Source organism: Pseudomonas sp. Marseille-Q5117 (assembly GCF_946901175.1).
Lineage (GTDB): Bacteria > Pseudomonadota > Gammaproteobacteria > Pseudomonadales > Pseudomonadaceae > Aquipseudomonas > Aquipseudomonas iranensis.
The window spans coordinates 37,420-63,518 of sequence record NZ_CAMPPP010000011.1 but is presented as its reverse complement, the minus strand read 5'-3'; the positions used below and the strand labels follow the sequence as shown (position 1 = coordinate 63,518).

Here is a 26,099-nt window from a genome sequence, read left to right as displayed (position 1 = left end):
TGGGAATGCCTCAGGGGACGCTCTGCGTCCAGTGACGCAGAGCGTCACGGGCTACATTCCCACGCAGAGCGTGGGAACGATCAGCGGAGACAGAAGGTTGGCGTTCCCATGAACATCCTTTACGACGAACGCCTCGACGGTCCGTTGCCCGAGGTGAACAAGGGCGAATTGCTCAAGGCTCTGCAACACGCCCTGCCGGACCTGGACATCCTCTGGCGCGAAGATGAACTCAAACCCTACGAATGCGACGGCCTCTCCGCCTACCGCACCACGCCGATGCTGGTCGCCCTGCCCCGGCGTCTGGAGCAAGTGCAAACCCTGCTGAAACTCTGCCATCAGAACAACGTGCCCGTGGTCGCGCGGGGTGCCGGCACTGGATTGTCCGGCGGCGCGCTGCCGCTGGAAAAGGGCCTGTTGCTGGTGATGGCGCGGTTCAACAGCATCCTGCACATCGACCCCGCTGCACGTATCGCGCGGGTTCAGCCGGGGGTGCGCAATCTCGCCATCTCCCAGGCGGCGGCCCCGTTCGGCTTGTATTACGCACCGGATCCGTCATCGCAGATCGCCTGTTCGATCGGCGGCAACGTCGCGGAAAACGCTGGTGGCGTGCATTGCCTCAAGTACGGCCTGACCGTGCACAACGTGCTGAAAATCGAAGTGCTGACCATTGAGGGCGAACGTCTGACGCTAGGCTCCGAGGCGCTCGATTCAGCCGGTTTCGACCTGCTCGCCTTGTTCACCGGCTCCGAAGGCCTGCTGGGGATCATCACCGAAGTCACGGTGAAGTTATTGCCCAAACCGCAAGTCGCCAAGGTCCTGCTCGGCAGTTTCGATTCAGTGGAAAAGGCCGGCCGCGCGGTTGCCGAAATCATCGCAGCCGGGATCATTCCGGGTGGTCTGGAAATGATGGACAACCTGGCCATCCGCGCCGCCGAAGATTTTATCCACGCCGGCTATCCGGTCGACGCCGAGGCGATTCTGCTGTGCGAACTGGACGGTGTCGAAGCCGACGTGCACGACGATTGCCAGCGCGTACGGGAAGTCATGACAGCGGCCGGCGCCACTGAGGTGCGCCAGGCCCAGGACGAGGCTGAACGCGCGCGTTTCTGGGCCGGGCGCAAAAACGCGTTTCCGGCGATCGGCCGGTTGTCGCCGGATTATTACTGCATGGACGGCACCATCCCGCGCCGCGAATTGCCCGCTGTGCTGCAAGGTATCTCGCGTCTTGGCGAAGAATATGGCTTGCGCGTAGCCAACGTGTTCCATGCCGGCGACGGCAACATGCATCCGCTGATCCTGTTTGATGCCAACCAGCCAGGCGAGCTGCATCGCGCCGAGGCACTGGGCGGCAAGATCCTTGAATTGTGCGTGAAAGTCGGCGGCAGCATCACCGGCGAGCACGGCGTCGGCCGCGAAAAAATCAATCAGATGTGCGCGCAGTTCAACAGCGACGAGTTACTGCTGTTTCATGCGGTGAAAGCCGCGTTCGATCCGCAGGGCCTGCTCAATCCCGGCAAGAACATTCCGACCCTGCATCGCTGCGCCGAATTCGGCGCGATGCACATTCACGCCGGGCAACTGCCCTTCCCCGAGCTGGAGCGATTCTGATGGCTGATTTCGATGCCGCCAACGCCCTGCTTGATCAGGTCAACGCCGCGCGGGCCAATGCCACGCCGCTGAAGATTCAGGGCGGCAACAGCAAGGCGTTTCTCGGTCGCGAGGTGGCCGGCGAAGTGCTCGACACCCGTGCTCATCGCGGCATCGTTCAATACGATCCGACCGAACTGGTGGTCACCGCACGTGCCGGCACGCCGTTGTCCGAGCTGCTCGCGGCGCTGGATGACGCCGGGCAAATGTTGCCCTGCGAACCGCCGTCCTTCGCCGACAGCGCCACGGTCGGCGGCATGGTCGCCGCAGGGTTGTCCGGGCCACGCCGGCCGTGGTCCGGCTCGGTACGCGACTTCGTTCTCGGCACGCGGGTGATCACCGGCCTCGGTCAGCATCTGCGCTTCGGTGGCGAAGTGATGAAAAACGTCGCCGGTTATGACCTGTCGCGGCTGATGGCCGGCAGTTTCGGTTGCCTCGGCGTGCTCACCGAAGTGTCGCTGAAAGTCCTGCCGAAACCGCGCCAGTGCCTGAGCATTCGCCTCGATATCGACTGCGCTCGGGCCTTGAGCAAACTTGCCGAATGGGGCCAGCAACCGCTGCCGATCAGCGCCGCGTGCCACGATGGCCGGAGCCTGTACCTGCGTCTGGAAGGTGGCGAAGGTTCGGTGACGGCGGCGCATCAACGCCTCGGTGGTGAGCCGTTGGACTCGGTTTTCTGGCGCGACCTCAACGAACAGCGCCTGAGTTTTTTCGACCAAGGCTTGCCGCTGTGGCGCCTGTCATTGCCGAACAACCTCGGCCCGCTCGAGCTGCCCGGCGAGCAACTGATCGATTGGGCCGGTGCGCAACGCTGGGTGAAATCCGAACGCCCTGAGATTCACGCACTCGCCCATTCCTTGGGCGGCCATGCAACGTGCTTTACCCACGGTGCCACCGACTCGCCGTTTCAACCCTTGGCGCCAACCCTGCTGCGCTGCCACCGGCAACTCAAGGCGCAACTCGACCCGCAAGGGCTGTTCAACCCCGGACGAATGTACGCGGAGGTCTAGCCATGCAAACCACCCTCAGCGAGCAATCGCGGCAATTGCCCCGCGCTGGCGAAGCGGAAAAGATCCTGCGCACCTGCGTGCATTGCGGCTTCTGCAACGCGACGTGCCCGACCTATCAATTGCTCGGCGATGAACTCGATGGCCCGCGGGGACGCATTTATCTGATCAAGCAAGTGCTGGAAGGCGCACCGGCCACCGAGCAGACGCAACTGCATCTGGATCGTTGCCTGTCGTGCCGCAACTGCGAAACCACCTGCCCGTCCGGCGTCGATTATCACAACCTGCTCGACATTGGCCGCGCGGTAGTCGACAGCGCGGTGCCGCGCCCCGCCGCCCAGCGCTTGCTGCGCGAAGGCTTGCGCGCGTTGGCGCCGAATCCGGCTGTGTTCAAAGGCTTGCTGCGCATCGGCGCGACCTTTCGGCCGCTGCTGCCGCGCCTGCTGGAAAGCAAACTGCCGCAGCGCTTGGATGTTATGGGGTCGCGCCCTGCTCCTCGGCATGCGCGCCGGGTGTTGTTGCTCGAAGGTTGCGTGCAACCGGGCCTGTCGCCGAACACCAATGACGCGACCGCGCGGGTGCTCGATCGCTTGGGCATCAGCGTCACCCCGGTGAGCGAGGCCGGTTGCTGCGGCGCCCTCGACTATCACCTCGACGCTCAGGGCAAAGGTCTCGACCGCGCTCGACAGAACATCGACGCCTGGTGGCCGCATCTGCAGAACGGCGCCGAAGCCATCGTGCAGACGGCCAGCGGTTGCGGCGCGTTCATCAAGGATTACGGGCATTTGCTTGCGGACGATCCGGTCTATGCCGACAAGGCTCGGCAGATCAGCGAAATGACTCGGGACCTGGTGCAAGTCATCGCGCAGGAACCGCTGGAACAGGTCTGCGCCGCCAGCGAACGACGCATCGCCGTGCATTGCCCGTGCACTTTGCAGCACGCGCTGAAACTCGGCGGCGCCGTGGAAACAGTGCTGACCCGACTCGGCTTCAACCTCACGCCGGTACCGGATGGCCATTTGTGCTGCGGCTCGGCGGGCACTTACTCGCTGACCCAACCGGTGCTGGCGCGGCAACTGCGCGATCAGCGCCTCAACGCCCTGGAAAGCGGCCGACCGGAGTTGATCGTCACTTCCAATGTGGGCTGTCAGAGCCATCTGGCGAGCGCCGGGCGCACGCCGGTCAGACACTGGATCGAACTGGTGGATCAGTCGTTGGCAGAATGAAGTTCGTAGGATTCTTCGTTTGCCCGCGTGGGCGAAGGCTGCGATCTTTTCCGGCATCCATTTCGTCACCGTGGCAGGAATTTTTTTCATGACCGTGCAGCCGTTCGTCAGCCCCGACCTGATCCGCCAACGCTTCTCCCGAGCGATGTCCGACATGTACCGCGAAGAGGTGCCGCTGTACGGCGCGCTGATGGAACTGGTGGAGAAAACCAATCGCGAAGTGCTGACACGTCAGCCTGAGATTGCCGGACAGCTCAAGCGCACTGGCGAAATCGAGCGGCTGGACATGGAACGCCACGGCGCCATTCGCGTCGGCACCGCGAGCGAACTGGCCACCCTCGCCCGCCTGTTCGCGGTGATGGGTATGCAACCGGTGGGTTATTACGACCTGACCCCGGCCGGTGTGCCGGTGCATTCAACGGCGTTTCGTGCGGTGCATGAAGAAGCGTTGCAGGTCAGCCCGTTTCGCGTGTTCACCTCGTTGCTGCGGCTGGAGCTGATTGAAGATCCTGAATTGCGTTCGTTTGCCGAGTCGGTACTGGCCCGTCGTTCGATTTTTACTGAAGAGGCGTTGCGCCTGATTGAACAGGCGGAAACGGCAGGCGGACTGAATGAAGCGGAGGCCGTGGAATTCGTCCGACAGGCACTGGAGACTTTTCGCTGGCACCACAGCGCCACGGTCAGCGCCGCGCAATACCAGAAACTCAGCGCCCAGCACCGCTTGGTCGCCGATGTCGTTGCGTTCAAAGGCCCGCACATCAACCACCTGACCCCACGCACGCTGGACATCGACACCGTGCAGCAACAGATGCCTGCCCATGGCATTACACCAAAAGCGGTGATCGAAGGCCCACCGCGTCGCAACTGCCCGATCCTGCTGCGCCAGACCAGCTTCAAAGCGCTGGACGAGCCGATCGCCTTCACCGATCAGCCCGAAACCCGTGGCAGCCACAGCGCGCGCTTCGGCGAAATCGAACAACGCGGCGCAGCTCTGACACCCAAGGGTCGCGCGCTGTATGACCGCTTGTTGAATGCCGCTCGCGATGAACTGGGCGACTTCCCCAACGAAGCCAATGCCGCACGCTACGACGCGCTGATGACTCAGCACTTTGCCGAATTTCCTGACAGCACTGAGGGCATGCGCGAACAGGGGCTGGCGTACTTTCGTTATTTCCTCTCGGAAAAGGGTTTGGCCGCTGGAGGACTTGGTGAGTCGTCCCTGGAGGACTTGCTGCGCGATGGCTACGTGAAAGCGGAGCCGCTGGTGTACGAAGATTTCCTGCCGGTGAGCGCAGCGGGGATTTTTCAGTCGAACCTCGGCGATTCTGCGCAGACGCATTACGCCGAACATTCCAATCGCCAGGCTTTCGAACAGGCGCTGGGGCGTTCGACCATTGATGAGTTGGGGTTGTACGCCGAGACGCAACGGCGGTCGGTTGAGGAGTGTTTGACCCGACTCGCGCGTTAAAACATTAAAAGATCGCAGCCTACGGCAGCTCCTACAGGGGAAACGCATTCCAAATGTAGGAGCTGCCGCAGGCTGCGATCTTTTGATCTGAAGCTATGAGGCAATCTTTGCCTCCATAGCAATCTTTGCCTCCACAAAGGCATCTGGCCATTGTGCGCAAGAAGTTGCGCAGTAGGTCGTAATATTTCAGGGCCTAAATCCCCCGTAGCCCAAGCGGGTCAGGGCCTGCAGCCAAGTGCGCAAGAAGTTGCGCAGTACTGCGCAACTTCTTGCGCACTTCCTCCCGACTTTTCCGCTGAAAATCGCCCCGAATGATCACCGACTACTGTGGCGCCCCCGCCATCCGGGTACCGCGCAAAACCTGGCACGCTCCTTGATAACCCTCAGCCACCCACCGGGCGATTTCGCCTCCGGGCACCCTAACTTTATCCGCAAGGAGAGCACCCCATGGCAACACCAGCGTACATGTCGGTTACCGGCGAAAAACAAGGCCTGATCACTGCCGGCGCTTTCACCGCCGACTCCGTTGGCAACACCTACCAGGAAGGCCACGAAGACCAGGTCATGGTTCAGGCTTTCACCCACGACGTGATCATCCCGCGTGACCCGCAATCCGGTCAGCCAACCGGTCAGCGCGTTCACAAGCCAGTTGTGATCACCAAGGTTTACGACAAGGCTTCGCCACTGCTGCAAGCAGCTCTGACTTCCGGCGAGCGCATGAGCGAAATCGTTATCCAGTGGTACCGCACTTCGGCTCAAGGCACCCAAGAGCACTACTACACCACCAAACTGGAAGACGCGATCATCGTCGCCATCAACAACAAAATGCACAACTGCCAGGATCCAGGCAACGCGCACTTCACCCACCTGGAAGAAGTGCAGTTCACCTACCGCAAAATCACCTGGACCCACGAAGTATCCGGTACTTCGGGTTCCGATGACTGGCGTGCTCCAGTCGTTTAATTACGGCTGACCGTTACACGCATCGGCCAGCTCTGCTGGTCGATGTTGTTTACGCCCCTCCAGAATTTCGCGTACGTTGAGCCGCTTTTTTGCGGTCGTCGACGAGCGCCGCTGTACAGCACGAGGAACAAGGGATGTTCGCGCCGGCCAATGAAACCCACTTTGCCCTGACCATTGAGGGGCTTTCCGCCGACTTTCAGGTATTCACCCTGACCGGTCGGGAAGCCATCAGCCAGCCTTTTGTCTTTGAGGTGGAACTGGTCAGTGAGCAGCCGTCGCTGGACCTCGAAACCCTGCTGCACAAACCGGCCTTTCTGCAGCTGTCGCCCGATGGCAGCGGCATTCATGGGCAGATCTACCGCGCCGCGCAAGGCGATTCCGGCAAGCGTCTGACCCGTTATTCGGTGACGCTGCGCCCGCAGCTGGCGTATCTGGCGCACCGCATCAACCAGCGCATCTTCCAGAACCTCAGCGTGCCGAAAATCATCGGAATGGTGCTGGAAGAGCACGGCATTCAAGGCAACGCCTACGAATTCACGACCGGCTCGATCTATCCCGAACGCATCTACTGCGTGCAATACGACGAGTCGGATCTGCACTTCATCCAGCGCCTGTGTGAAGAAGAAGGCATTCACTTCCACTTCCAGCACAGCGCCAACGCGCACAAGCTCGTTTTCGGCGATGACCAGACGGTGTTCCCGAAACTCGCCCCGGTGCCCTATCAGCAAGACTCCGGCATGGTCGCCAGCAACCCGGTGATCAAGCGTTTCGATCTGCGCCTGGAAACCCGCACCAGCCGCACCACGCGCCGCGACTACGACTTCGAAAAACCGCGCCTGACCCTGGAAAGCGAAAACCGTGGCGACGCCCTGCCCGACCTCGAAGACTACGATTACCCGGGCCGCTTCATCGACCGCGAGCGCGGCAAGCACCTGGCCAAACGCGCCCTCGAACGTCATCGCAGCGACTTCCAATTGGCCGAAGGCAAGAGTGATCAGCCGTTGCTGGTCAGCGGTCATTTCCTCGCCCTGACCGAACACCCGAAAGCCAAATGGAACGACCTGTGGCTGCTCACCGAAGTCCTGCATGAAGGCAAGCAGCCGCAAGTGCTCGAGGAGTCGGTGACCAGCGACACCACCGCGCTGAAAGACGATTTCCACCAGGGCTACCGCAACCGCTTCCAGGCCACGCCATGGGACGTACCCAACCGCCCGCCGCTGCGCCACCCGAAACCGCGAATCCTCGGCAGCCAGAGCGCAGTAGTCACCGGCCCGAAAGGCGAAGAAATTCATTGCGACGAATACGGCCGGGTCAAAGTCCAGTTTCACTGGGACCGCGAAGGCCAGGCCGACGACAAGACCAGCTGCTGGCTGCGCGTCTCCAGCGCCTGGGCCGGCGCCCAGTACGGCGGCATCGCCATCCCGCGCATCGGCATGGAAGTGCTGGTCACCTTCCTTGAAGGCGACCCCGATCAGCCCTTGATCAGCGGCTGCCTGTACCACAAGGAAAACACCGTCCCCTATGAACTGCCGGCGAACAAGACCCGCAGCACCTTCAAGACCCTGAGTTCGATGGGTGGTGGCGGCTACAACGAACTGCGCATCGAAGACAAAAAAGGTCAGGAACAGATCTACCTGCACGCCCAGCGCGACTGGGACGAGAACATCGAGCACGACCAGAAAATCCGCGTCGGCAACGAACGCCACGACACCGTCGAAAAGAACAGCTACACCGAGTTCAAGGCCGAAGAACACCACACCGTCTACGCCGATCGCAAAGTCGAAACCCGCGCCAACGACCACCTCACCGTCGGCGTGAACCAGCACATCAAGATCGGCACCGGCCAGTTCATCGACGCAGGCCAGGAAATCCACCTGAGCAGCGGCATGAAAGTGGTGATGGAAGCGGGTGCGGAGCTGACCCTGGTCGGCGGCGGCAGCTTTATCAAGATCGACGCCGGCGGCGTGACCCTGAGCGGGCCGGTGATCAACATGAACTCTGGTGGTAGCCCGGGCGTTGGTACGGGCGCCGCGCCATTGATGCCCGGCGTGTTGAAACAGGCGGATGCCGACAAGGCTGGCCAAGTCCTGACCCCGGCGCAGATCAACACCCTAAAACGTAACGCGCCATTCTGTGAAGAATGCGAAAAATGCAAGGCAGGTGCCTGTGCCATCTGAACCAATCACCCCCAAGGACTGGCTGGCGCAACAGCCGCTGCAAAGCGGCGAGCGTTTGTATTTGGTGATCAGCGCGGCGAGTGATGCCGAACCGCTTAAGCCCTTCTATCAACAAGATGCCGCACCACAACTACTGCCTATCTGGAGTGGAACGCCCTACGCCGATTGGCTACCCGTAATGCCGTATCTCGCCGAGATCAGTACCAATGCCAGTTTTCTGCAATGGATTACTGAAACCGCTGCATTGGATTGGGGTTGGCTTGCGGTATCCACCAGCGCGCCGGAAACGGTGCTGGAGCATTTGCGCAGCCTGACTCAAGTAAAAATGCCCGACGCTACTGAAGTGTTTTTCAGATTCTGGGATGGTCGGCATTTTCATCCGATCATCGAGGGGTTAGGTGCTACGGCAGGTGAATTGCTGCCCGTGTTCCAACGCTATCTGATTAACGGACAGTGTCTCGAAGTCGGCAGAAGAGCGGTACCTCCCGCAAAAGATTGGCCCTGGTGGGAAATTCCCCAAGCACTATTGGATGCCCTCGCTAAAAAAAATCACACCACCGTCGTCGAGAACCTGATGCAGTGGCTATCAGAAGATTGCCCTGAGTTTTACTTCGAATTACCCGAAGCCAACCTGCGCAGAAAGGTTGAGCGCTTCGTGCGCCAGAACCCAAACACAGAAGATATGGCAGAACGTCTCGCCGCACAGCTGACAAAGGAAGTCACGTCATGAATACCCCGATTGGTACCCTGGTCCTGCGTGTGCTGGACGCCAAAGCGCCTGACGTGAATCTGATACTCAAAGACTTCAAAAACTGCCTGAGTGATTACAAGGAATGGGCAGACGGTTTCTGGACTGGTTGGGCGCTGGACGTCGACCAGACCTTCAAGGTCGGCAATGAAGTCCGAGTGACTGAACGAAAGACCAAAACGGGTGCCGTGGAAACATACGCAACCTGCCCACTGGTGGGTGATTTCACGCTGATCCACATGTTTGAGTCAGCGCGATTTGTACCTATCGGAAATACTCCAGTGAAACTGGAGCCAGTCACCAAAGGCACCTTTTACGACGACGTTACCGGTCCGGTCATCGAAACCATGATCGGCCCAAGCGGCATCAAAGTGATAGATGGGGCCAAGAAGGGCCAGACCTATCGCATCACGTTCTTCCCCAACGTATCGCAGAGTGACGTCAAAGCACTCTATGACTCCTATCAAGGCGTTATCGGCAAGCTTGAAGGCTGGCTGCAAAGCGAATGGTCGAGCAAGTTTCAGCCGCAGTGGGCGAGCTACTCGGCGGCAGATCGTGCAGGGCGCTCGGTCATTTTGCTCAAACGAGCGCTGGACGGTTTTGAGCAAGCTCTCCTCCGTCTGTGGGATGACATCAAAAGCCTGTTCGACCTGCTCGCTCATCCTCAAAAAAACTACGCAAAACTCAAAGAATATTTGTCGGACGTCGAAATCGACAAGCTATACGCTGCTTCGAAAGAGTCCATTGCTTCAGGGTTGCTGATCCTCAGCGACGAACCGCTGATGTTCATCTATGTCTCGGCGATCGTGGCTTGGGTCGGCATGCTCCCGCCGCAGGTAATCGTCGACGTTATGACGGCGATCGCTTCGGAGTTTCTGATCAACGTACTACTGGGTATCTGCCTGACAGGTGGCGCTGGACTTGCTGTAAGAGCCGGGACAAAAGTCATTACCACGGTCAAATCGGGCGAAGCGATTAAGTATCTGGACGATCTTGCATCTACCCTGATGACACTCAGTAGCAAACACGCCTTGCCCGCCCATGCGCAAGCGTCGAAACCAATCATCGCCAGCGCCAAGAATGTGCCGATGAAGCCTGCCAAAACCGCAGTGCTGAAAATCGATGAAGCTACCACCGAGGCGCCAAAGGCTGGCTCGCGTAACGCTGAACCCAAAAGTCATGTAGCGGGGCTGCCGCCCAAAAGCCAGCTGCCGAAAACTACAGATACTCCAAAACAGGAAGTCAAAGACGCTTCTTCGTTTCCACGAGACAAAAAACAGAATCAAACCTCGCTCCAGCCAAAGGACAAGGTCGACGACGCTCCCGATCAATCCAAGACGCCCGACGACAAAAGCGCCACCTGCGCCAAGAAAACCTGCACCAATGGCTGCCCGGTTTCGATGGTGACGGGTGAAGAGCTGTTAACGATTACCGATGGTGAACTCGGCGGTTTGCTGCCCTTTACATGGACGCGTCTCTATCGCACCAGTGCGGCGGAAATCGACTGCGGCCTCGGTTATGGTTGGAGCCATGCCCTCGCCCAGCGCGTGGACATCAATGGCGACGAAGTCATCTGGACTGACCACGAAAACCGTGTCACGACGTTTCCGATGCCGAGCGAACAGCGTCCGGCAATCACCAATAGCCTTTCGGAAGCGGCCATCTTCATTGGCGGTGATCCTTCCGAGCTCGTTCTCACACAGGCAGGTGAGCGTAAGCAGTTCTATCACTTCCGCTTCGACAGCAAAGGTGCGACGCTGATCGCTATCAGCGACAACTACGACAATCGCCTGCATATCACCCGTGACATCCACGGTCGAATCAAGCGCGTGGACAACGGGGCCGGTCGAGCCCTGCTGGTTCGGTATGATCGCAAACACATCGTCGCTATCGACTATCAGCAATTTGTCCCGGCAGACACGCTGGAAGATGCATGGAGCTCCGTCCAGACCCTGGTCACCTACACGTACGATGCTCAGCAGCGCCTGACTAAAGCCACGAACGCTGCCGGTGAGTCTGAGCGTTACACCTACAACGAACAGAACGTCATTCTCGAGCGGCAACTTGCCGGTGGCGCGAGCTTCTACTGGGAATGGGAAAAGGAAGGTAAGTCCGCGCGTTGCATCCATCACTGGGCCAGTTTCTCGCAGATGGACGCGCATTACGCCTGGGATGACAACGGTAGTGTCACGGTAACCAACGCAGATGGCAGTGAAGAAGTCTACACCCACGATGACAAGGCTCGACTCGTAGCCAAGGTTGATCCGGATGGCGCAGAACACCTCAAAGCTTACGACGACCAAGGCCGGTTGATCGCCGAAAAGGATCCCCTCGGCGCGGTCACTGAATACCAGTACAACGAGGCCGGTCGACTGGTCGCGGTCATCCCGCCGGAAGACATGCCGACCTCTTACGAGTACTACCACGGTTACGTTCGTGTGGTAAATCGTGGCCCGGCCAAATGGATCTACTGGCGCAACGACCAGGGCGATATCACCGAACAAGTTGATCCGGATGGCAACTCGACACACTACAGCTATGATCGCCAGGGTCGACTGCTGGAAATCAGGCATCCTGATGGAAGCCGTCATCAACTGGGCTGGAACAATCTCGGCCAATTGCTGGAGGAGCGCCTGCCGGACGGAGGCCAGCGCAAATACCGCTACGACGCACTCGGTCGGCAGATCACACGTCAGGCTGAAACCGGAGCGATTACTCACTATGAATGGGACGCTGCGAATCGGCTGGCACAAATTACCCTGCCCGGCGGCGCTACTCGGGCGTTCAGTTACAACCCATACGGTCGCGTCACCGCAGAGCGCGACGAACTGGGTCGGATCACGCGCTATGAATACGCCGACAATCTCCATCTGGTCAGCCGTCGAATCAATCCGGACGGCAGCCAACTGCACTATCGCTACGATAATGCGCGTCTTTTGCTCACTGAAATCGAAAACGAACGCGGTGAGCATTACCGACTCGATTACTACAGCAACGGCCTGATCCAGCAGGAAACCGGCTTCGACGGGCGTCGCACTGCGTATGAGTACGACCTCAACGGCAAACTGCTGAAGAAAACCGAATACGGCGACGACGGCAGTGAACTAGTGACCGAGTACCAGCGCGACGCCTCTGGCCGCTTGCTGGTCAAAACCCTCGCAGATGGCGAGGAAATCCATTACAGCTACGATGCCTTGGGTCGCTTGGTAAACGTTGACGACGGTCACTGGCCCCTCGCCTATGAGTACGACGTACAAGATCGTCTCATTACTGAGCACCAAGGCTGGGGCACCACGCGTTACGAGTACGACAGCGTCGGCCAATTGAGTCACTGCCGACTCCCTGATGGCAGCACGCTTGATTATCGTCACCTGTCCGGCGGCCGACTGAGCAGTATCGACCTCAATGGCTCGCGCCTGACTACGCACCAATTCGACGCTGGCCGCGAACGGCAGCGCCAACAAGGCGTACTGCTGAGCCAATACCAATACGACGAACAGGGCAGGCTTCAAGCGCACACCGTGGGTCAGCAAGACCGCAACCTGTTCCAGCGCCGCTACGCCTACGATGAAAATGGCAATTTGGCCGGCATCGATGACAGCCGCAAGGGAAACCGCAGCTACCACTACGACCCACTGGATCGTCTGGTCAGTGTTCGCGGTGCCATACCCGAAACCTTCGCTCACGACCCAGCCGGCAACTTGCTCGGTCAAAACGATCTGCCAACGGCAAACCTTGCCGACGTCAAAGGTAATCGCCTGCTTATGCAAGGTGACCGCCACTACGACTACGATGCCTATGGCAACCTGACCCGCGAACGGCGTGGAACCGGCCAGCGTCTGGTCACCGAATACCACTATGACTGCCAGCACCGTTTGATCGGCGTCAGCCTACCCGGAGGCAGTACCGCAACCTATAAATACGACGCTTTTGGCCGTCGCATTGAAAAAACCGTTGACGGACAAACGACTGAATTCCTCTGGCAAGGCGAGCGCCTGATCGCCGAAAGTGCTGAGAGTCGCTACCGCACCTACATCTACGAGCCTGGTAGCTTCCGCCCGCTGGCAATGCTCGATGGCGAAGGCCCACTGAAGGCCACGCCGTTCTATTACCAACTCGACCATCTCGGCACGCCGCAAGAACTCACCGACTTCAGTGGCGAGATCATGTGGTCTGCGAAATACCGTGCCTACGGCAACCTGGCAGCGTTGGACGTCGCCGAAATCGACAACCCTTTGCGTTTCCAGGGTCAGTATTTCGATGCCGAGACGGGGTTACATTACAACCGGCACCGCTACTACAATCCTGCGACTGGACGGTTTTTGACACCGGATCCGATCAAACTTGCGGGTGGGTTGAACAACTACCAGTATGTGCCGAACCCTACAGGGTGGGTTGATCCATTAGGTTTGATGTGTGGGAAAGGGGACTGCCCTGATGTTTCACCTCCACTAACTCAGTCGCAAATAGACGAGATTATTGCGACACCGAAGGGTATGCGCCCCGATCCAAGCAGTTATCTGTCCGCCGACTACATATCGAATCATCTTTCCCAGTTTGATGGAGGTGCGACCCGTTTTATGACTCAAAACAACTTGGACAGATATGGTATTGGGCAACGCGATGGCACATCCTTTGTTATGCCGAGAAGCGAAGCCGACAGGCTGCTAGCATCCGCTAACGGAGATAGCTCTGTTCTTGAGAGTTCCTTGGGCCTTGAACCTGGCTTTCTTAGCAACAATCAATTATTGCGCGTGGACATCACTAATCCAAGGGAACTCGGACTAAGAATTCCATCAGGAAATGAAGCCGGCGCTAACGACTTATGGATTCCGGGTGGAAAGTTGCCAAATGGAAATAGTGAAGCAATAGTCGACGCTAAAGGCGCGATTGCACCGAAACTTGAAATATCACCACTATCGCCGTAAGAGGAAAACATGAAATTCAATGACACTTTTGTCAATACAGACGAGCGATTCACCTTAGGAATAGAAGCCGCTAGTGGAAAGTATTATGTTTCCATCCCCGTTAGCAACCGTTTGGTTGACTATGATGAGTATTACGAGATAAGCAAAGAGTCGTACGAACTCTTTCTTAAAGATCCGTCCGCAGCAATGTTTTTTGTAGAGCGCTGTAAAGCTAGACAAGAAGACGAATCTCTCATGTTCAAGCCAGGCGCAGACCGCGGAGTTGCGACCTAAAAAATTTCTGGCGAGCCGAACTTGCTATTTTCTCGGGAAGGCTCTAGCCCTTTTTCGGGATAGGTATCTCGGCTCAGCCGATTACGGCCCTTCACAGTCGCATGCTTTTGACTTGGACTGCTAACTCTAACTGACAGCCAACCGTACTTAGAAAAATAATGACAGCGGTATATTCCGAAGATAGAGCATCCTTAGGTTCCGAATTCACAAATACGTGATTCAAAAAACGCTCATCAAAGCAATGATATTGGAACGTTTTGTGACAAACCTTGACGACTGGAAAAAGCTCAATGAAGACTACTTTTGAAACGGCTTTAGAACTTCATGAAACACCTAACTTCTTTAGAGGAAAGGGACAATATTGCGCCCGCGGCTCCGATTGGGGAGACCATCTATTCATCAGCAACTGGCAGGAAATGTGCGGAGTTTTAAAACATCAAAAAGCTGCACAAAGCCTGCTAACGGCCATATTTGAAGATTACACAAATACTTAAAAGAAGATTATTCAGATGCAGAAGGATTGCTTTCAAACATAAGCGCGCACTACACACTTAAAAGCAAAATCGCGTTTCTGTCCGCCAACAATTACGATTTAATTGAAAGCATTGATGAAAAAAGCAAGAAAAATATAGGGAAATTATTTCGCCTCCTTAGACAGCAATACGACGTCAAAAACAAAGATTTGCCAAAATACAAATTTGATGACGAGATCAAGCGATTAAAACTCAAGGGCTGTCTAATTGATCTCGAACGCCTTTAACGATACATGTACGCCACAAATACACGTACAAAAGCAGAAGAAGCAAAAGAGGACAGATTTGTTGTCTACAAACTGAATATAAATCTGTCCCCTTTTCGTTTCGTCGCGGCAAAGCCAGTTGGGAGTAGGGTCGTCTGAAATCCGTCACCCGGACGGCAGCCGTCATCAACTCAGTTGGAACAATCTCGGTCAATTGCTTGAAGAACGCCTGCCCGACGGCGGTCAGCGCAAGTACCGTTACGATGCACTAGGCAGGCAGATCACTCGCCAGGAAGAGTCAGGCACGATCACTCATTACCAATGGGCTGCTGCCAATCGCCTTGCCCAAGTTACGCTGCCCGGCGGTGCCACTCGTGCATTCAGCTACAACGCTTACGGCAATGTCACAGCCGAACGCGACGAACTCGGCCGCATCACCCGCTACGAATACGCCGACAACCTGCATCTGGTCAGCCGCCGCATCAATCCCGACGGCAGCCAACTGCGCTATCGCTACGACAACTCGCGCCTGCTGCTCACTGAAAATGAAAACGAGCGTGGCGAGCACTACCACCTCGAATACTACGCCAACGGCCTGATCCAGCAGGAAACCGGCTTCGACGGCCGACGCACCGCGTACGAGTATGACCTGAACGGCCAACTGCTTAAGAAAACCGAGTTCGGCGATGACGGTAGCGAACTGATCACCGAATATCAGCGGGATACCGCCGGCCGTTTGCTGGTCAAGACGCTGCCCGATGGTGAGGAGATTCACTACAGCTACGATGCGCTTGGTCGCCTCGTTAACGTCGACGACGGCCACTGGCCGCTCGCCTATAAATACGATCTGCAAGACCGATTCATCGAAGAACACCAAGGCTGGGGCACTCTGCGCTACGAATACGACAGCGTCGGCCAGCTCAAGCACTGCCGCTTGCCCGATGGCAGCAAACTCGATTACCGTCACCAGCCTGGCGGGCAACTCAGCAGCATTGACCTCAATGGCTCGCGCCTGACCAGCCACCAATTCAGCGCCCGTCGCGAACAACAGCGCCAGCAAGGTTTGCTGCTAAGCCAATATGAATACGATGAACAGGGCCGCCTGCAAGCGCACAGCGTGAGCCAACGGGACAAACACCTGTTCCAATGACGCCAACGGTAACCTCGCCGGCATCGACGACAGCCGCAAAGGCAACCGCAGCTATCACTACGATCCACTCGACCGACTGATCAGCGTACGCGGCGCCATGCCAGAGAGCTTCGCTCACGACCCGGCAGGCAACCTCCTCGGACAAAATGACCTGCCCGCAGCCAACCTCGCCAACGTCAAAGGCAATCGCCTGCTCATGCAGGGCGACCGCCACTACGACTACGACGCTTACGGCAACCTGATCCGAGAGCGTCGCGGCACCGGCCAGAAGCTCGTCACCGAGTACCGCTACGACTGCCAGCACCGCCTGATCGGCGTCAGCCTGCCGGGCGGCAGCACCGCATCCTACAAATACGACGCCTTCGGCCGCCGCATCGAGAAAACCGTCGACGGCCACACCACTGAATTCCTCTGGCAAGGCGAACGATTGATCGCCGAAAGCGCAGAAAATCGCTATCGCAGCTACATCTACGAGCCGGGCAGCTTCCGCCCGTTGGCGATGCTCGACGGCGAAGGCCCACTAAAGGCTACCCCGTTCTACTATCAACTCGACCACCTTGGCACTCCGCAAGAGCTCACCGACTACAGTGGCGAAATCATGTGGTCCGCGAAGTACCGCGCCTATGGCAACCTCGCGGCGCTAGACGTCAGCGAAATCGATAATCCGCTGCGTTTTCAAGGGCAGTATTTCGACGCCGAGACAGGGTTACATTACAACCGCCACCGCTACTACAATCCGGGAACTGGACGGTTCTTGACGCCGGACCCGATCAAGCTTGCGGGTGGGTTGAACAGCTACCAGTACGTGCCTAACCCTACGGGGTGGGTGGATCCTTTGGGGTTGAGCAACAATTGCCCTGGCAAAGCGAAAAAAGGCTTTCAAAGAAAGGTGGATGATACTAGTAACAATAAGGTTGAAAATGGCGAACCAGAGCTACCTAAAGGCCATGACAGCACAATTACTAGGAAAGCCGCATTCAGACAAGCGAAACGCGTTGGAGGTGTGCCCCTATCACAGCAGCCATCCAGATCCTATAAAGAGGTACTTACCGACCAGCCTGGTCGCGTGATGAGTAGGGTTTATGAGTTCAATTTGAAAGACGGCAGGATTGTGACTATTAGAGAGCATTCATTGGGACATATAAAAGGTAATGAAGGGCCACACTTCAATACTGAAGTTACGGGAACCACAGGTACGAAAGCAGCCTTAAAAGAAGGTGACAACTCACACACTTACTTCAAAAAAGACTAATCATGAGCATATACTACACATGCGAACCGGGTATAAAGTTCCATGAAACGCCCGAGCAGTTTTCCGACCCTGACTTCATGAGCATCGCATTAGTAGCGGGCACTCTTCAAGACTTATGGTCCACGTGGAAAGCCGTCAGTAATTTTCTCGCACCTGAATGGCCGGTAACCATAAAGTGGCGGACCATTGGATACTCTCTGGAACAACAGAAAATCCAAGAGCTACGCCTGCAAAAAGAGATACTCACAAGCCTAAGCCCGAATGGACTTTTGAAAAAAAACGAAAAGACTAAAATATACTCTTATGTAGACTTCACCAACACGAACGACATCACATTCACCCCTAACGAACTAACACAATACCGAAACACTATTCTCATTCTAAAAAAGGAAGAGGAAGACGCATATAAAATCTGGAGCCACCTAAGTGAAAACGACAAATTGAACGTAGCAGCTATAGCAAAGTTCTTGAAGAACAATCGAGATACACTCATTGCTCGCTTTCTAGAAAGTGACACCCACTCAACCGCTCATATTATAACCCCGGAAAAATACTCAGAGAGAATAAAATCAATACTATCCAAGCTGAATATTGAAGAGATAAAATCGACTAAGCTTTATGAAATCATTAATAAATTTTGAATCTATTTTAAACCGCTGCTCCACAAGCGTATAGCTTCTGCATTTTCTTGGGCTCAGTACTATGGAAACAACCTAAATTCTCTGTGGGATTTGCTCAGTACGGACGTGGAGCGTCCGATTGAAATAGTATGGAAAAATTCGAAAGAATCTGAACAAAGCATGGGCGAAACTTTTAAAAAAATAATATTTATATTCGAGCGAACAAAAAATCAGGACATATCCTGGGTTTAGATGAAAATTTCGAATACAAACTAAAGTAAAAAAATTGATACTTGCCAGCGCACTTATTCAACGCTGCAGTAAGCACGACTATCGTTTGAATGATCAGAGCAAAGTATTCACGAACGCAAAGATTTGAAGAGACCCAATGAGATCAAAACTCGAATACAAGCTCCAACCTATCAGAGTACCAAGCGGCTGGACAATAACAATCAACAATCTGTTTGAGGTGGAGCTGACACCGGAGACTTGCAACTGGTTCTCTAGTTCGGTACTGATCGGAGGAGTCCGCCAGAGTACCGGCCATTGCTTTGACACGAGAGTCGAGCCCGAAGGGGATCCCGACGGAGAGTTTGTGATCGACATGCTAACGATCGAATACGATAGAAGAGGTAATCCGATTAAAAACTCCGAAATTTTTCTATCTGAATTCAGGACCAAAAGAAAAATCGAATTTATTGAAAAAATTGAAGAGTTCATGATGGAGGCTTGAGTACCATCGCTGCTCAAGAATGGAACAGATTTAAAACAGCTTTCCAAGCTCAATCTTCATTGAAGCGTCATTAGGCGACTCAGGAGAAATCGCAGCACAACACTGCGATTTCTCACACCATAGAATCAATCGGCCGCCAACCGCACCTGCCTCTCCAACTCCACCTTCAACGCCGGCTCCAATTTCAACTGCCGTGCCAGTTCATCCAGATAGCTCTTCTCCATAAAATTCTCCTCATCCACCAGCATCACACTGGCGATGTACATCTCCGCCGCCATTTCCGGCGTGCTCGCCGCGCGGGCGACGTCGGTGGGGTCGAGGGGTTTGTTGAGTTCGGCGTGGAGCCAGTGTTGCAGTTCCTGGTCGTTGTCGAGTTTGGTGAATTCGCCTTCGATCAGTTCACGCTCGCGTTCATCGATGTGGCCGTCGGCTTTGGCGGCGGCGACCAAGGCTTTGAGGATTGCCTGGCTGTGCTGCTCGACTTGCGCGGGGGGCAGGCGGTCGAGGGTTTGCGGTTCGCGTTGTGGTGCGCTGCCTTTTTGGGCGTTGTAGTTGCCATAGGCCTTGTAAGCCAGTACGCCCAGCGCGGCGAGGCCGCCGTAGATCGCGACTTTGCCGCCGACCTTGCGGACCTTTTTATTGCCGAGCAGCAGGCCCATCGCGCCTGCGGCCAATGCGCCGCCACCCGCGCCGGAGAGCAGGCCGCCGAGGCCGCTGGAGCCAGACGAGCCACCGAGCAAGCCGCCAAGTCCGCTGGCAGCCGATTTGCTGGAAGCGCCGCCAGCCTTGTTCTGCAGCATTTCCTGCCCGGACTTGAGCAGTTGATCGAGCAATCCACGGGTGTTCATGTTCCGTCTCCAAACAAGGGTTATCCGGATCTAAGGCCCTCAGCCTAGTTCGAAAGTGCCCCAATCCGCCCCGTGAGTGTGCTTCGAGATGTTGCTCGCCACTCAGAAGGGCCCGTTCCGAGCGTTACCCAATGAAAAGGGGCAGGCCTTTCGACCTGCCCCCTTCTCCCCTCCTCCTTAAAACCGCGAAACACTCCGCATCGCATCCACCAGATAGCGCATGGCGATCCGGTCGCTTTCCGATAGCTCTCGATAACGCTCCACCAGCTTCAATTCTTCGGAATTGAGACGGCGTCTTCTGCGCCCGCCGCCCAAGCAAGGAAAGATGCCCAACATTTCGGTGATGCCCTGTATTTTTGCCATGGACGATGTCCTTCTCTATTGAGTCAAGAAACTGCTGAACCTCACATCGCCCTGCCTCTTCGAGCAGCGTCGTGTGCCCCGCCGGCACGAAGGCTTGTATCCGGTCTTGCCCATAGAATAGGAATTAAATCGGCGTTGAAAAGTGGTTTTTAGAGTAATTAATCGAAAAAAGCAGATATGCCCTCTAAATCAGAGAACCCTGTCAGAAAAATTACAGACATGTCTTGTTTCATTGCCAGATGACGCAGCGCAAACAAGCCTTTTTGCCCGACAATCGAACCGATTAAGCTAGCGGGCATCTGTTTATAGTCCGTTGCGTTTGGCCGAAGGCATGACCGAACCGTAATTTCCGATCCGACAGGTGCCAGGAACGGCGCCGGATTGCACACGACAGGTTGTATTTATGCACCGCAGGAATTTGCTCAAAGCGTCCATGGCCATTGCGGCCTACACCGGTCTTTCCGCGTCGGGCCTGTTGGCAGCCCGGGCTTGGGCAGCCAATGGCGGCGCCGCCGATGGCGAGGCTCAGGCCTTCGATTTCGAGTCGTTGAAGCGTCAGGCCAAGCAGCTCGCCGGCAATGCCTATCAGGATACGAAACAGGTGTTGCCGCCAACCCTGGCGACCATGACTCCGCAGAACTTCAACGCAATCCGCTACGACGGCGAGCATTCCCTGTGGAAGGAAAACAAAGGCCAGCTGGACGTACAGTTTTTCCACGTCGGCATGGGTTTCCGCCAACCGGTGCGCATGTACAGCGTTGATCCGAAGACGCGCATGGCGCGCGAGGTGCATTTCCGCCCGGCGCTGTTCAATTACGAGAACACTTCGGTCGACACCCAGCAGCTCAAGGGCGACCTGGGTTTTGCCGGCTTCAAACTGTTCAAGGCACCGGAGCTGGATCGGCATGACGTGGTGTCGTTTCTCGGCGCCAGCTATTTCCGTGCGGTCGATGCTACTGGCCAATATGGCCTCTCCGCGCGCGGCCTGGCCATTGATACCTACGCGAAGAAGCGCGAAGAGTTTCCCGACTTCACCAAGTTCTGGTTCGAGACGCCTGACAAGAACGCCACGCGTTTTGTGGTCTACGCCCTGCTCGACTCGCCGAGCGCGACCGGCGCCTATCGCTTCGACATCGATTGCCAGGCCGAGCGCGTGGTCATGGAAATCGACGCGCACATCAACGCTCGCACCACCATCGAACAACTGGGCGTGGCGCCGATGACCAGCATGTTCAGCTGCGGCACCCACGAACGGCGCATGTGCGACACCATTCACCCGCAAATCCACGACTCGGATCGCCTGGCGATGTGGCGCGGCAATGGCGAGTGGATCTGCCGTCCGTTGAACAACCCGGCGACGCTGCAATTCAACGCATTTGCCGACAAGGACCCGAAGGGTTTCGGCCTGGTGCAGACCGACCACGAATTCGCCAACTATCAAGACACTGTCGACTGGTACAGCAAGCGCCCGAGCCTGTGGGTAGAGCCGACAACCGCATGGGGCGAAGGCTCTATCGATCTGCTGGAAATTCCTACGACCGGCGAGACGCTGGATAACATCGTCGCGTTCTGGACGCCGAAAAAACCCGTGGCTGCCGGTGATTCGCTGAACTACGGGTACAAGCTCTACTGGAGCGCGCTGCCACCGGTCGGCACGCCACTGGCGCGAGTGCACGCGACGCGTTCGGGCATGGGCGGCTTCACCGAGGGTTGGGCGCCGGGTGAGCACTACCCGCCAGTCTGGGCGCGCCGTTTTGCCGTGGACTTCACCGGTGGCGGCCTTGAGCGCCTGCCACAGGGCACCGGGATCGAGCCAGTGATTACCTGTTCCAACGGCAAGGTGCAGGACTTCAGCGTGCTGGTGCTGGATGACATCAAGGGTTATCGGATCCTGTTCGACTGGTATCCGACCAATGACAGTGTCGAGCCAGTGGAACTGCGCCTGTTCATTCGCACCAATGACCGCACGTTGAGCGAGACCTGGTTGTACCAGTACTTCCCGCCGGCGCCGGACAAGCGTAAATACCCTGGAGGTTCTAAGGCGGCTGTTCTGGCGTCATTCGCGAGCAGGCTCGCTCCCACAGGGGTTCGCATTCCTACTGTGGGAGCGAGCCTGCTCGCGAAGAGGCCCGCCTGGACAACGCAAACTTCTGCCGAATAGAAAAGCCCCGGCCATCACTGGCTCGGGGCTTTTGCTTTCCAGCCTTCAATCAATCGCGCAAATCCGATTCATGAATCGGCTGATCCCGATGGGTCGCGCGCTGATACTGTGCAGGCCACACTGCTTTGCGCCCGCCCAGATCATCGTCGGCGTGCAGCGGCCAGTACGGATCGCGCAGCAGTTCGCGCGCAAGGAAAATGATATCGGCCTGACAGGTACGCAGAATGTGCTCGGCCTGGGCAGGCTCGGTAATCATTCCGACAGTACCGGTGGCAATGCCTGACTCTTTGCGGACCCGCTCGGCAAAGCGCGTCTGATATCCGGGTCCGACCGGAATTTCCGCGTTGGCAGCTGTCCCTCCTGAAGACACGTCAATGAGATCGGCGCCCAGCGTGTGAAGGCGACGCGCCAGTTCCACGGTCTCATCCGGATTCCAGCCGTCTTCGACCCAATCAGTCGCCGAGACGCGGACAAATACTGGCAATTCCTCCGGCCATACCGCCCTCACCGCTTCAGTGACTTGCAGCACCAGACGGATACGATTCTCGAACGAACCACCGTACTGATCGCGGCGTTGGTTGCTCAGCGGCGAAAGAAACTGATGCAGCAGATAGCCGTGCGCGGCATGCACCTCGACCACGCTGAACCCCGCCGTCAGCGCGCGTTTGGCCGCGTCGACAAAGGCCTGGATCACTTCGGCGATCTGCCCCTCATCCAGCTGCTTCGGTTGAGTGTGTTGCGGATCAAAAGCAATCGGCGATGGCCCGACCGGGGTCCAGCCGCCATCCTCGGGTTTGACACTGCCATGCTTGCCGATCCACGGCCGGTGGGTGCTGGCCTTGCGCCCGGCGTGGGCCAACTGAATGCCGGCGACCGCGCCCTGGGCGGTGATGAAGCGAGTGATGCGTTGCAGCGGTTCGATCTGTTCGTCGTTCCACAGGCCAAGGTCTTCGGCGGTGATACGCCCGTCGGCGGTAACCGCCGTGGCTTCGGTAAACACCAGTCCGGCACCGCCCACTGCGCGGCTGCCCAAGTGCACCAGATGCCAGTCGTTGGCCAGGCCGTCGACGCTGGAGTACTGGCACATCGGCGACACGGCGATGCGGTTGGGCAAGGTCAGTTGGCGCAGGGTAAAGGGTTCAAGCAGCAGACTCATGGGGCACCTCTCGAATCAGTGGGCAGGCTCCAGGGTTCTGTTTGAAAAGTCGACGAGTGACAGAAAAAGGGTACAGCGCCCGCCCCCGCGGGCAAGAATTCGACAAGACGTCACAAGGCCAATCAAGCAGTGCTTAGAGCCTAGTCGACAACCGGGGATGAGGGAGGGTTCAGAGTAATTCAGTGTGTGAAAGGACGCTTTCGCGAGCAGGCTCGCTCCCACAGCAAAATGCATTTCAATGTGGGAGCTAGCCTGCTCGCGAATGGCTTAACGCGGTTCGATATGAGCAATCATCAACTGCACAGTCTCGTTGCCACGAAACTCGTTGACGTCGAGCTTGTAAGCCAGTTCAACCCATTGAATCGTCGGGTTCGGCCACACATCGCGATCAATACCAAACGCGATGCCATCGAGCTTCACCGAGCCACATTCGCTTTTCAGCACCACTTTCAAATGCCGTTCGCCAACCACGCGCTGCTCGACCAGTTGAAACACACCGTGAAACAGCGGCTCCGGAAAGTGCTGACCCCATGGCCCGGCATGGCGCAAGGCGCGGGCCAGTTCGAGGTGGAATTCTTCGACGGCCAGCGTGCCATCGGACAACATGCGCCCGGTGAGGTCTTCTTCGCGAAGTTGCCTACGCACCTCAGCGTCGAATGCCTCGGCGAACAGCGGAAAATTCTCCTGCGGCAAGGTCAGACCAGCGGCCATCGCGTGGCCACCGTACTTGGCGATCAGGTTCGGATGCTGCGCCGCGACCACGCTCAGCGCATCGCGGATATGGAAGCCCTGCACCGAGCGACCGGAGCCCTTGAGCAGACCATCACCGGCATCGGCAAAAGCAATGGTCGGGCGGAAATAGCGCTCTTTCATCCGCGAGGCGAGGATGCCGATCACGCCTTGGTGCCACTCCGGGTCGAACAGGCACAGACCGAACGGCATCGACTCGACCGGCAGATCCTTGAGCTGCGCCAGCGCTTCACGCTGCATGCCCTGCTCGATGGATTTGCGATCCTGGTTCATACCGTCCAGTTGCGCAGCCATTTCCCGCGCCAGATTGGCGTCGGCGGTGAGCAGGCATTCGATGCCCAGGCTCATGTCGTCCAGACGCCCGGCGGCGTTCAGGCGCGGGCCGACAATAAAACCCAAGTCGGTGGAAGTGATCCGCGCAGCCTCTCGCTTGGCGACTTCGAGAATCGCCTTGATCCCCGGCCGCGCCCGGCCGGCACGAATCCGCTCCAGCCCTTGATGCACGAGAATGCGGTTGTTGGCATCCAGCGGCACCACATCGGCGACGCTGCCCAGCGCCACCAGATCGAGCAGTTCGCCAATGTTCGGTTGCGGTTTGCTCTCGTACCAGCCGAGGCTGCGCAGTCGCGCGCGCAGAGCCATCAACACGTAGAAAATCACCCCGACGCCGGCCAGCGCCTTGCTCGGAAACTCGCAGCCCGGCTGGTTCGGATTGACCAGCGCATCGGCCTGCGGCAGTTCATCGCCGGGCAAGTGGTGGTCGGTGATCAACACCTTCAGTCCGGCGCGCTTGGCCGCCGCGACGCCTTCGACGCTGGAGATGCCGTTATCGACGGTGATCAATAGTTGCGGTTCACGGGTCAGTGCGACTTCGACGATTTCCGGCGTCAGGCCATAACCGTATTCGAAACGGTTCGGCACCAGATAATCGACATGCGCCGCGCCCAGCAGGCGCAGACCGAGCACACCGACAGTGCTGGCGGTGGCGCCGCCCGCATCGAAGTCGCCGACGATCAAAATGCGCTGGCGTTGCTCCAATGCCGTCACCAGTAGGTCAACCGCCGCATCAATGCCTTTGAGCTGCTGGAACGGGATCAAGCGCGCCAGACTTTTGTCCAGCTCCGCTTCCGATTGCACACCCCGCGCCGCGTACAGGCGGGTCAGCAGTGGCGGCAGATCACCGAGGAAAGGCAGCGTGGCAGGCAGTTGACGAGGGTCGATACGCATGGGGCGACGGAGGCTTCTCTTTGATTCGTGGGAAATATCAGCGGTGTCGCGACCTCAGCCGCGCTCACCTTGCAGCCATTGCAACTGGACTTCGTGCTGACCGCGATCGTCGGTGACGAAGATCGTGCCTTCGCTGATCATCACGTCCCACTTGATGACACGCGGCATGTCCTTCGCCAGGGTCTCCAGCACCTCCTGCGGAACGGCTGCGATGTTGACGTTTTTCAGGTTCTTGATCGCCGGGATCACCTTGGTTTCCCACACACGCAGGCTACCGTAGGCCAGCAGGCTGGTGCGTTCGGTGCGGCGCGAGCACCAGGTCAGGCGATCGGCATCCGGCTGGCCGACTTCGATCCAGTGCAGGACACGGTCGTCCAGGCTCTTTTCCCACAAGGCCGGTTCATCCACGTCTGACAGACCACGGCCGAACGACAGCTGCTCGTTGTACCAGAGCGCGTAGGCCAGCAGCCGCACGGTCATGCGTTCTTCGGTTTCCGAAGGATGACGGGCGATGGTCTGCTTGACGCTCTCATAGACGCTGCGGTCGAGGTCGGTGAGGTTCAGTTCGAATTTGTAGGTAGTGGACGGCTGGGCCATGAACGGGCTTCTTGATACGAGGAAAGTCGGCAAGTCTAACCGATGCCACAGGCAATCATCGAATTG

18 protein-coding genes and 2 pseudogenes are annotated in these 26,099 nt (G+C 57.4%); 15 read left to right on the top strand and 5 right to left on the bottom strand.

Features of this window, described 5'->3' with window-relative positions; all coding sequences use genetic code 11:
* Positions 1–108 precede the first annotated feature (108 nt).
* From glcD to OC605_RS17710, 14 genes and pseudogenes are all read left to right on the top strand, one after another.
* A complete protein-coding gene (glcD, locus tag OC605_RS17790) occupies positions 109–1,608 on the top strand; it encodes a glycolate oxidase subunit GlcD (RefSeq protein ID WP_262138503.1) in 1,500 nt (499 codons plus the stop codon).
* Positions 1,608–2,657, top strand: a complete 1,050-nt coding sequence (glcE, locus tag OC605_RS17785) for a glycolate oxidase subunit GlcE (RefSeq protein ID WP_262138501.1) — start codon at positions 1,608–1,610, stop codon at positions 2,655–2,657. The genes glcD and glcE overlap by 1 nt, the downstream gene beginning before the upstream one ends.
* A gap of 2 nt (positions 2,658–2,659) precedes the next feature.
* Complete coding sequence (glcF, locus tag OC605_RS17780; protein ID WP_262138499.1) at positions 2,660–3,880, top strand: glycolate oxidase subunit GlcF; 1,221 nt, start codon at positions 2,660–2,662, stop codon at positions 3,878–3,880.
* 88 nt (positions 3,881–3,968) lie between these two features.
* On the top strand, positions 3,969–5,348 hold the full coding sequence (locus OC605_RS17775) for a VOC family protein (protein WP_262138498.1): 1,380 nt from the start codon (positions 3,969–3,971) through the stop codon (positions 5,346–5,348).
* A 447-nt stretch (positions 5,349–5,795) separates the two neighbouring features.
* A complete protein-coding gene (locus tag OC605_RS17770) occupies positions 5,796–6,311 on the top strand; it encodes an Hcp family type VI secretion system effector (protein ID WP_007949952.1) in 516 nt (171 codons plus the stop codon).
* A gap of 134 nt (positions 6,312–6,445) precedes the next feature.
* Positions 6,446–8,488, top strand: coding sequence for a type VI secretion system tip protein TssI/VgrG (gene tssI / locus OC605_RS17765; protein WP_262138497.1), 2,043 nt, complete (start codon positions 6,446–6,448; stop codon positions 8,486–8,488).
* Positions 8,478–9,218 (top strand): DUF4123 domain-containing protein, encoded by a 741-nt coding sequence (locus OC605_RS17760; RefSeq protein WP_262138495.1) that lies wholly within the window; start codon positions 8,478–8,480, stop codon positions 9,216–9,218. Before tssI ends, OC605_RS17760 begins: the two co-directional genes overlap by 11 nt.
* Entirely contained in the window at positions 9,215–14,164 is a 4,950-nt protein-coding gene (locus OC605_RS17755) for an RHS repeat-associated core domain-containing protein (protein ID WP_262138494.1), read from the top strand. The genes OC605_RS17760 and OC605_RS17755 overlap by 4 nt, the downstream gene beginning before the upstream one ends.
* Positions 14,165–14,173: 9 nt before the next feature.
* A complete protein-coding gene (locus OC605_RS17750; RefSeq protein WP_262138493.1) occupies positions 14,174–14,437 on the top strand; it encodes a hypothetical protein in 264 nt (87 codons plus the stop codon).
* A gap of 290 nt (positions 14,438–14,727) precedes the next feature.
* Positions 14,728–14,931, top strand: a complete 204-nt coding sequence (locus OC605_RS17745; RefSeq protein ID WP_262138491.1) for a hypothetical protein — start codon at positions 14,728–14,730, stop codon at positions 14,929–14,931.
* Between the two features lie 402 nt (positions 14,932–15,333).
* A pseudogene (locus OC605_RS28200) lies at positions 15,334–17,578 on the top strand (RHS repeat-associated core domain-containing protein); the annotation flags it as partial.
* A 2-nt stretch (positions 17,579–17,580) separates the two neighbouring features.
* Positions 17,581–18,219: a hypothetical protein gene (locus OC605_RS17720; protein WP_258605098.1), complete on the top strand. Its 639-nt coding sequence runs from the start codon at positions 17,581–17,583 to the stop codon at positions 18,217–18,219.
* A complete protein-coding gene (locus tag OC605_RS17715) occupies positions 18,220–18,450 on the top strand; it encodes a barstar family protein (protein ID WP_316044674.1) in 231 nt (76 codons plus the stop codon).
* Between the two features lie 136 nt (positions 18,451–18,586).
* Complete coding sequence (locus tag OC605_RS17710; protein WP_262138485.1) at positions 18,587–18,931, top strand: hypothetical protein; 345 nt, start codon at positions 18,587–18,589, stop codon at positions 18,929–18,931.
* 125 nt (positions 18,932–19,056) lie between these two features.
* On the opposite strand, the gene OC605_RS17705 is transcribed toward OC605_RS17710, so the two are convergent.
* Together OC605_RS17705 and OC605_RS17700 are read right to left on the bottom strand one after the other, a co-directional pair.
* Positions 19,057–19,779 carry a tellurite resistance TerB family protein gene (locus tag OC605_RS17705; RefSeq protein ID WP_262138484.1) on the bottom strand — a complete coding sequence of 241 codons (723 nt, stop codon included), beginning with the start codon at positions 19,777–19,779 and terminating at the stop codon, positions 19,057–19,059.
* Between the two features lie 177 nt (positions 19,780–19,956).
* Positions 19,957–20,142 (bottom strand): hypothetical protein, encoded by a 186-nt coding sequence (locus tag OC605_RS17700; RefSeq protein WP_016771524.1) that lies wholly within the window; start codon positions 20,140–20,142, stop codon positions 19,957–19,959.
* A gap of 403 nt (positions 20,143–20,545) precedes the next feature.
* On the opposite strand from OC605_RS17700, the pseudogene OC605_RS17695 reads away from it, so the two are divergent.
* A pseudogene (locus OC605_RS17695) lies at positions 20,546–22,168 on the top strand (glucan biosynthesis protein D); the annotation flags it as partial.
* Positions 22,169–22,352: 184 nt separating this feature from the next.
* On the opposite strand, the gene OC605_RS17690 reads toward OC605_RS17695, so the two are convergent.
* From OC605_RS17690 to OC605_RS17680, 3 genes are all read right to left on the bottom strand, one after another.
* Positions 22,353–23,459, bottom strand: a complete 1,107-nt coding sequence (locus OC605_RS17690; RefSeq protein ID WP_039759093.1) for an NADH:flavin oxidoreductase/NADH oxidase — start codon at positions 23,457–23,459, stop codon at positions 22,353–22,355.
* Between the two features lie 267 nt (positions 23,460–23,726).
* Complete coding sequence (gene recJ, locus OC605_RS17685; protein ID WP_262138480.1) at positions 23,727–25,436, bottom strand: single-stranded-DNA-specific exonuclease RecJ; 1,710 nt, start codon at positions 25,434–25,436, stop codon at positions 23,727–23,729.
* A 54-nt stretch (positions 25,437–25,490) separates the two neighbouring features.
* Positions 25,491–26,033, bottom strand: coding sequence for a YaeQ family protein (locus tag OC605_RS17680; RefSeq protein WP_007908961.1), 543 nt, complete (start codon positions 26,031–26,033; stop codon positions 25,491–25,493).
* Positions 26,034–26,099: the final 66 nt, after the last annotated feature.

Coding starts and splice junctions, on each gene's coding strand:
- OC605_RS17720 (WP_258605098.1), top strand. CDS start 17,581: ATGAGCATATACTACACATGCGAACCGGGTATAAAGTTCCATGAAACG.
- OC605_RS17755 (WP_262138494.1), top strand. CDS start 9,215: ATGAATACCCCGATTGGTACCCTGGTCCTGCGTGTGCTGGACGCCAAA.
- OC605_RS17680 (WP_007908961.1), bottom strand. CDS start 26,033: ATGGCCCAGCCGTCCACTACCTACAAATTCGAACTGAACCTCACCGAC.
- OC605_RS17710 (WP_262138485.1), top strand. CDS start 18,587: ATGAGATCAAAACTCGAATACAAGCTCCAACCTATCAGAGTACCAAGC.
- tssI (WP_262138497.1), top strand. CDS start 6,446: ATGTTCGCGCCGGCCAATGAAACCCACTTTGCCCTGACCATTGAGGGG.
- OC605_RS17690 (WP_039759093.1), bottom strand. CDS start 23,459: ATGAGTCTGCTGCTTGAACCCTTTACCCTGCGCCAACTGACCTTGCCC.
- OC605_RS17705 (WP_262138484.1), bottom strand. CDS start 19,779: ATGAACACCCGTGGATTGCTCGATCAACTGCTCAAGTCCGGGCAGGAA.
- OC605_RS17745 (WP_262138491.1), top strand. CDS start 14,728: ATGAAGACTACTTTTGAAACGGCTTTAGAACTTCATGAAACACCTAAC.
- OC605_RS17750 (WP_262138493.1), top strand. CDS start 14,174: ATGAAATTCAATGACACTTTTGTCAATACAGACGAGCGATTCACCTTA.
- OC605_RS17770 (WP_007949952.1), top strand. CDS start 5,796: ATGGCAACACCAGCGTACATGTCGGTTACCGGCGAAAAACAAGGCCTG.
- glcE (WP_262138501.1), top strand. CDS start 1,608: ATGGCTGATTTCGATGCCGCCAACGCCCTGCTTGATCAGGTCAACGCC.
- recJ (WP_262138480.1), bottom strand. CDS start 25,436: ATGCGTATCGACCCTCGTCAACTGCCTGCCACGCTGCCTTTCCTCGGT.
- glcD (WP_262138503.1), top strand. CDS start 109: ATGAACATCCTTTACGACGAACGCCTCGACGGTCCGTTGCCCGAGGTG.
- glcF (WP_262138499.1), top strand. CDS start 2,660: ATGCAAACCACCCTCAGCGAGCAATCGCGGCAATTGCCCCGCGCTGGC.
- OC605_RS17775 (WP_262138498.1), top strand. CDS start 3,969: ATGACCGTGCAGCCGTTCGTCAGCCCCGACCTGATCCGCCAACGCTTC.
- OC605_RS17700 (WP_016771524.1), bottom strand. CDS start 20,142: ATGGCAAAAATACAGGGCATCACCGAAATGTTGGGCATCTTTCCTTGC.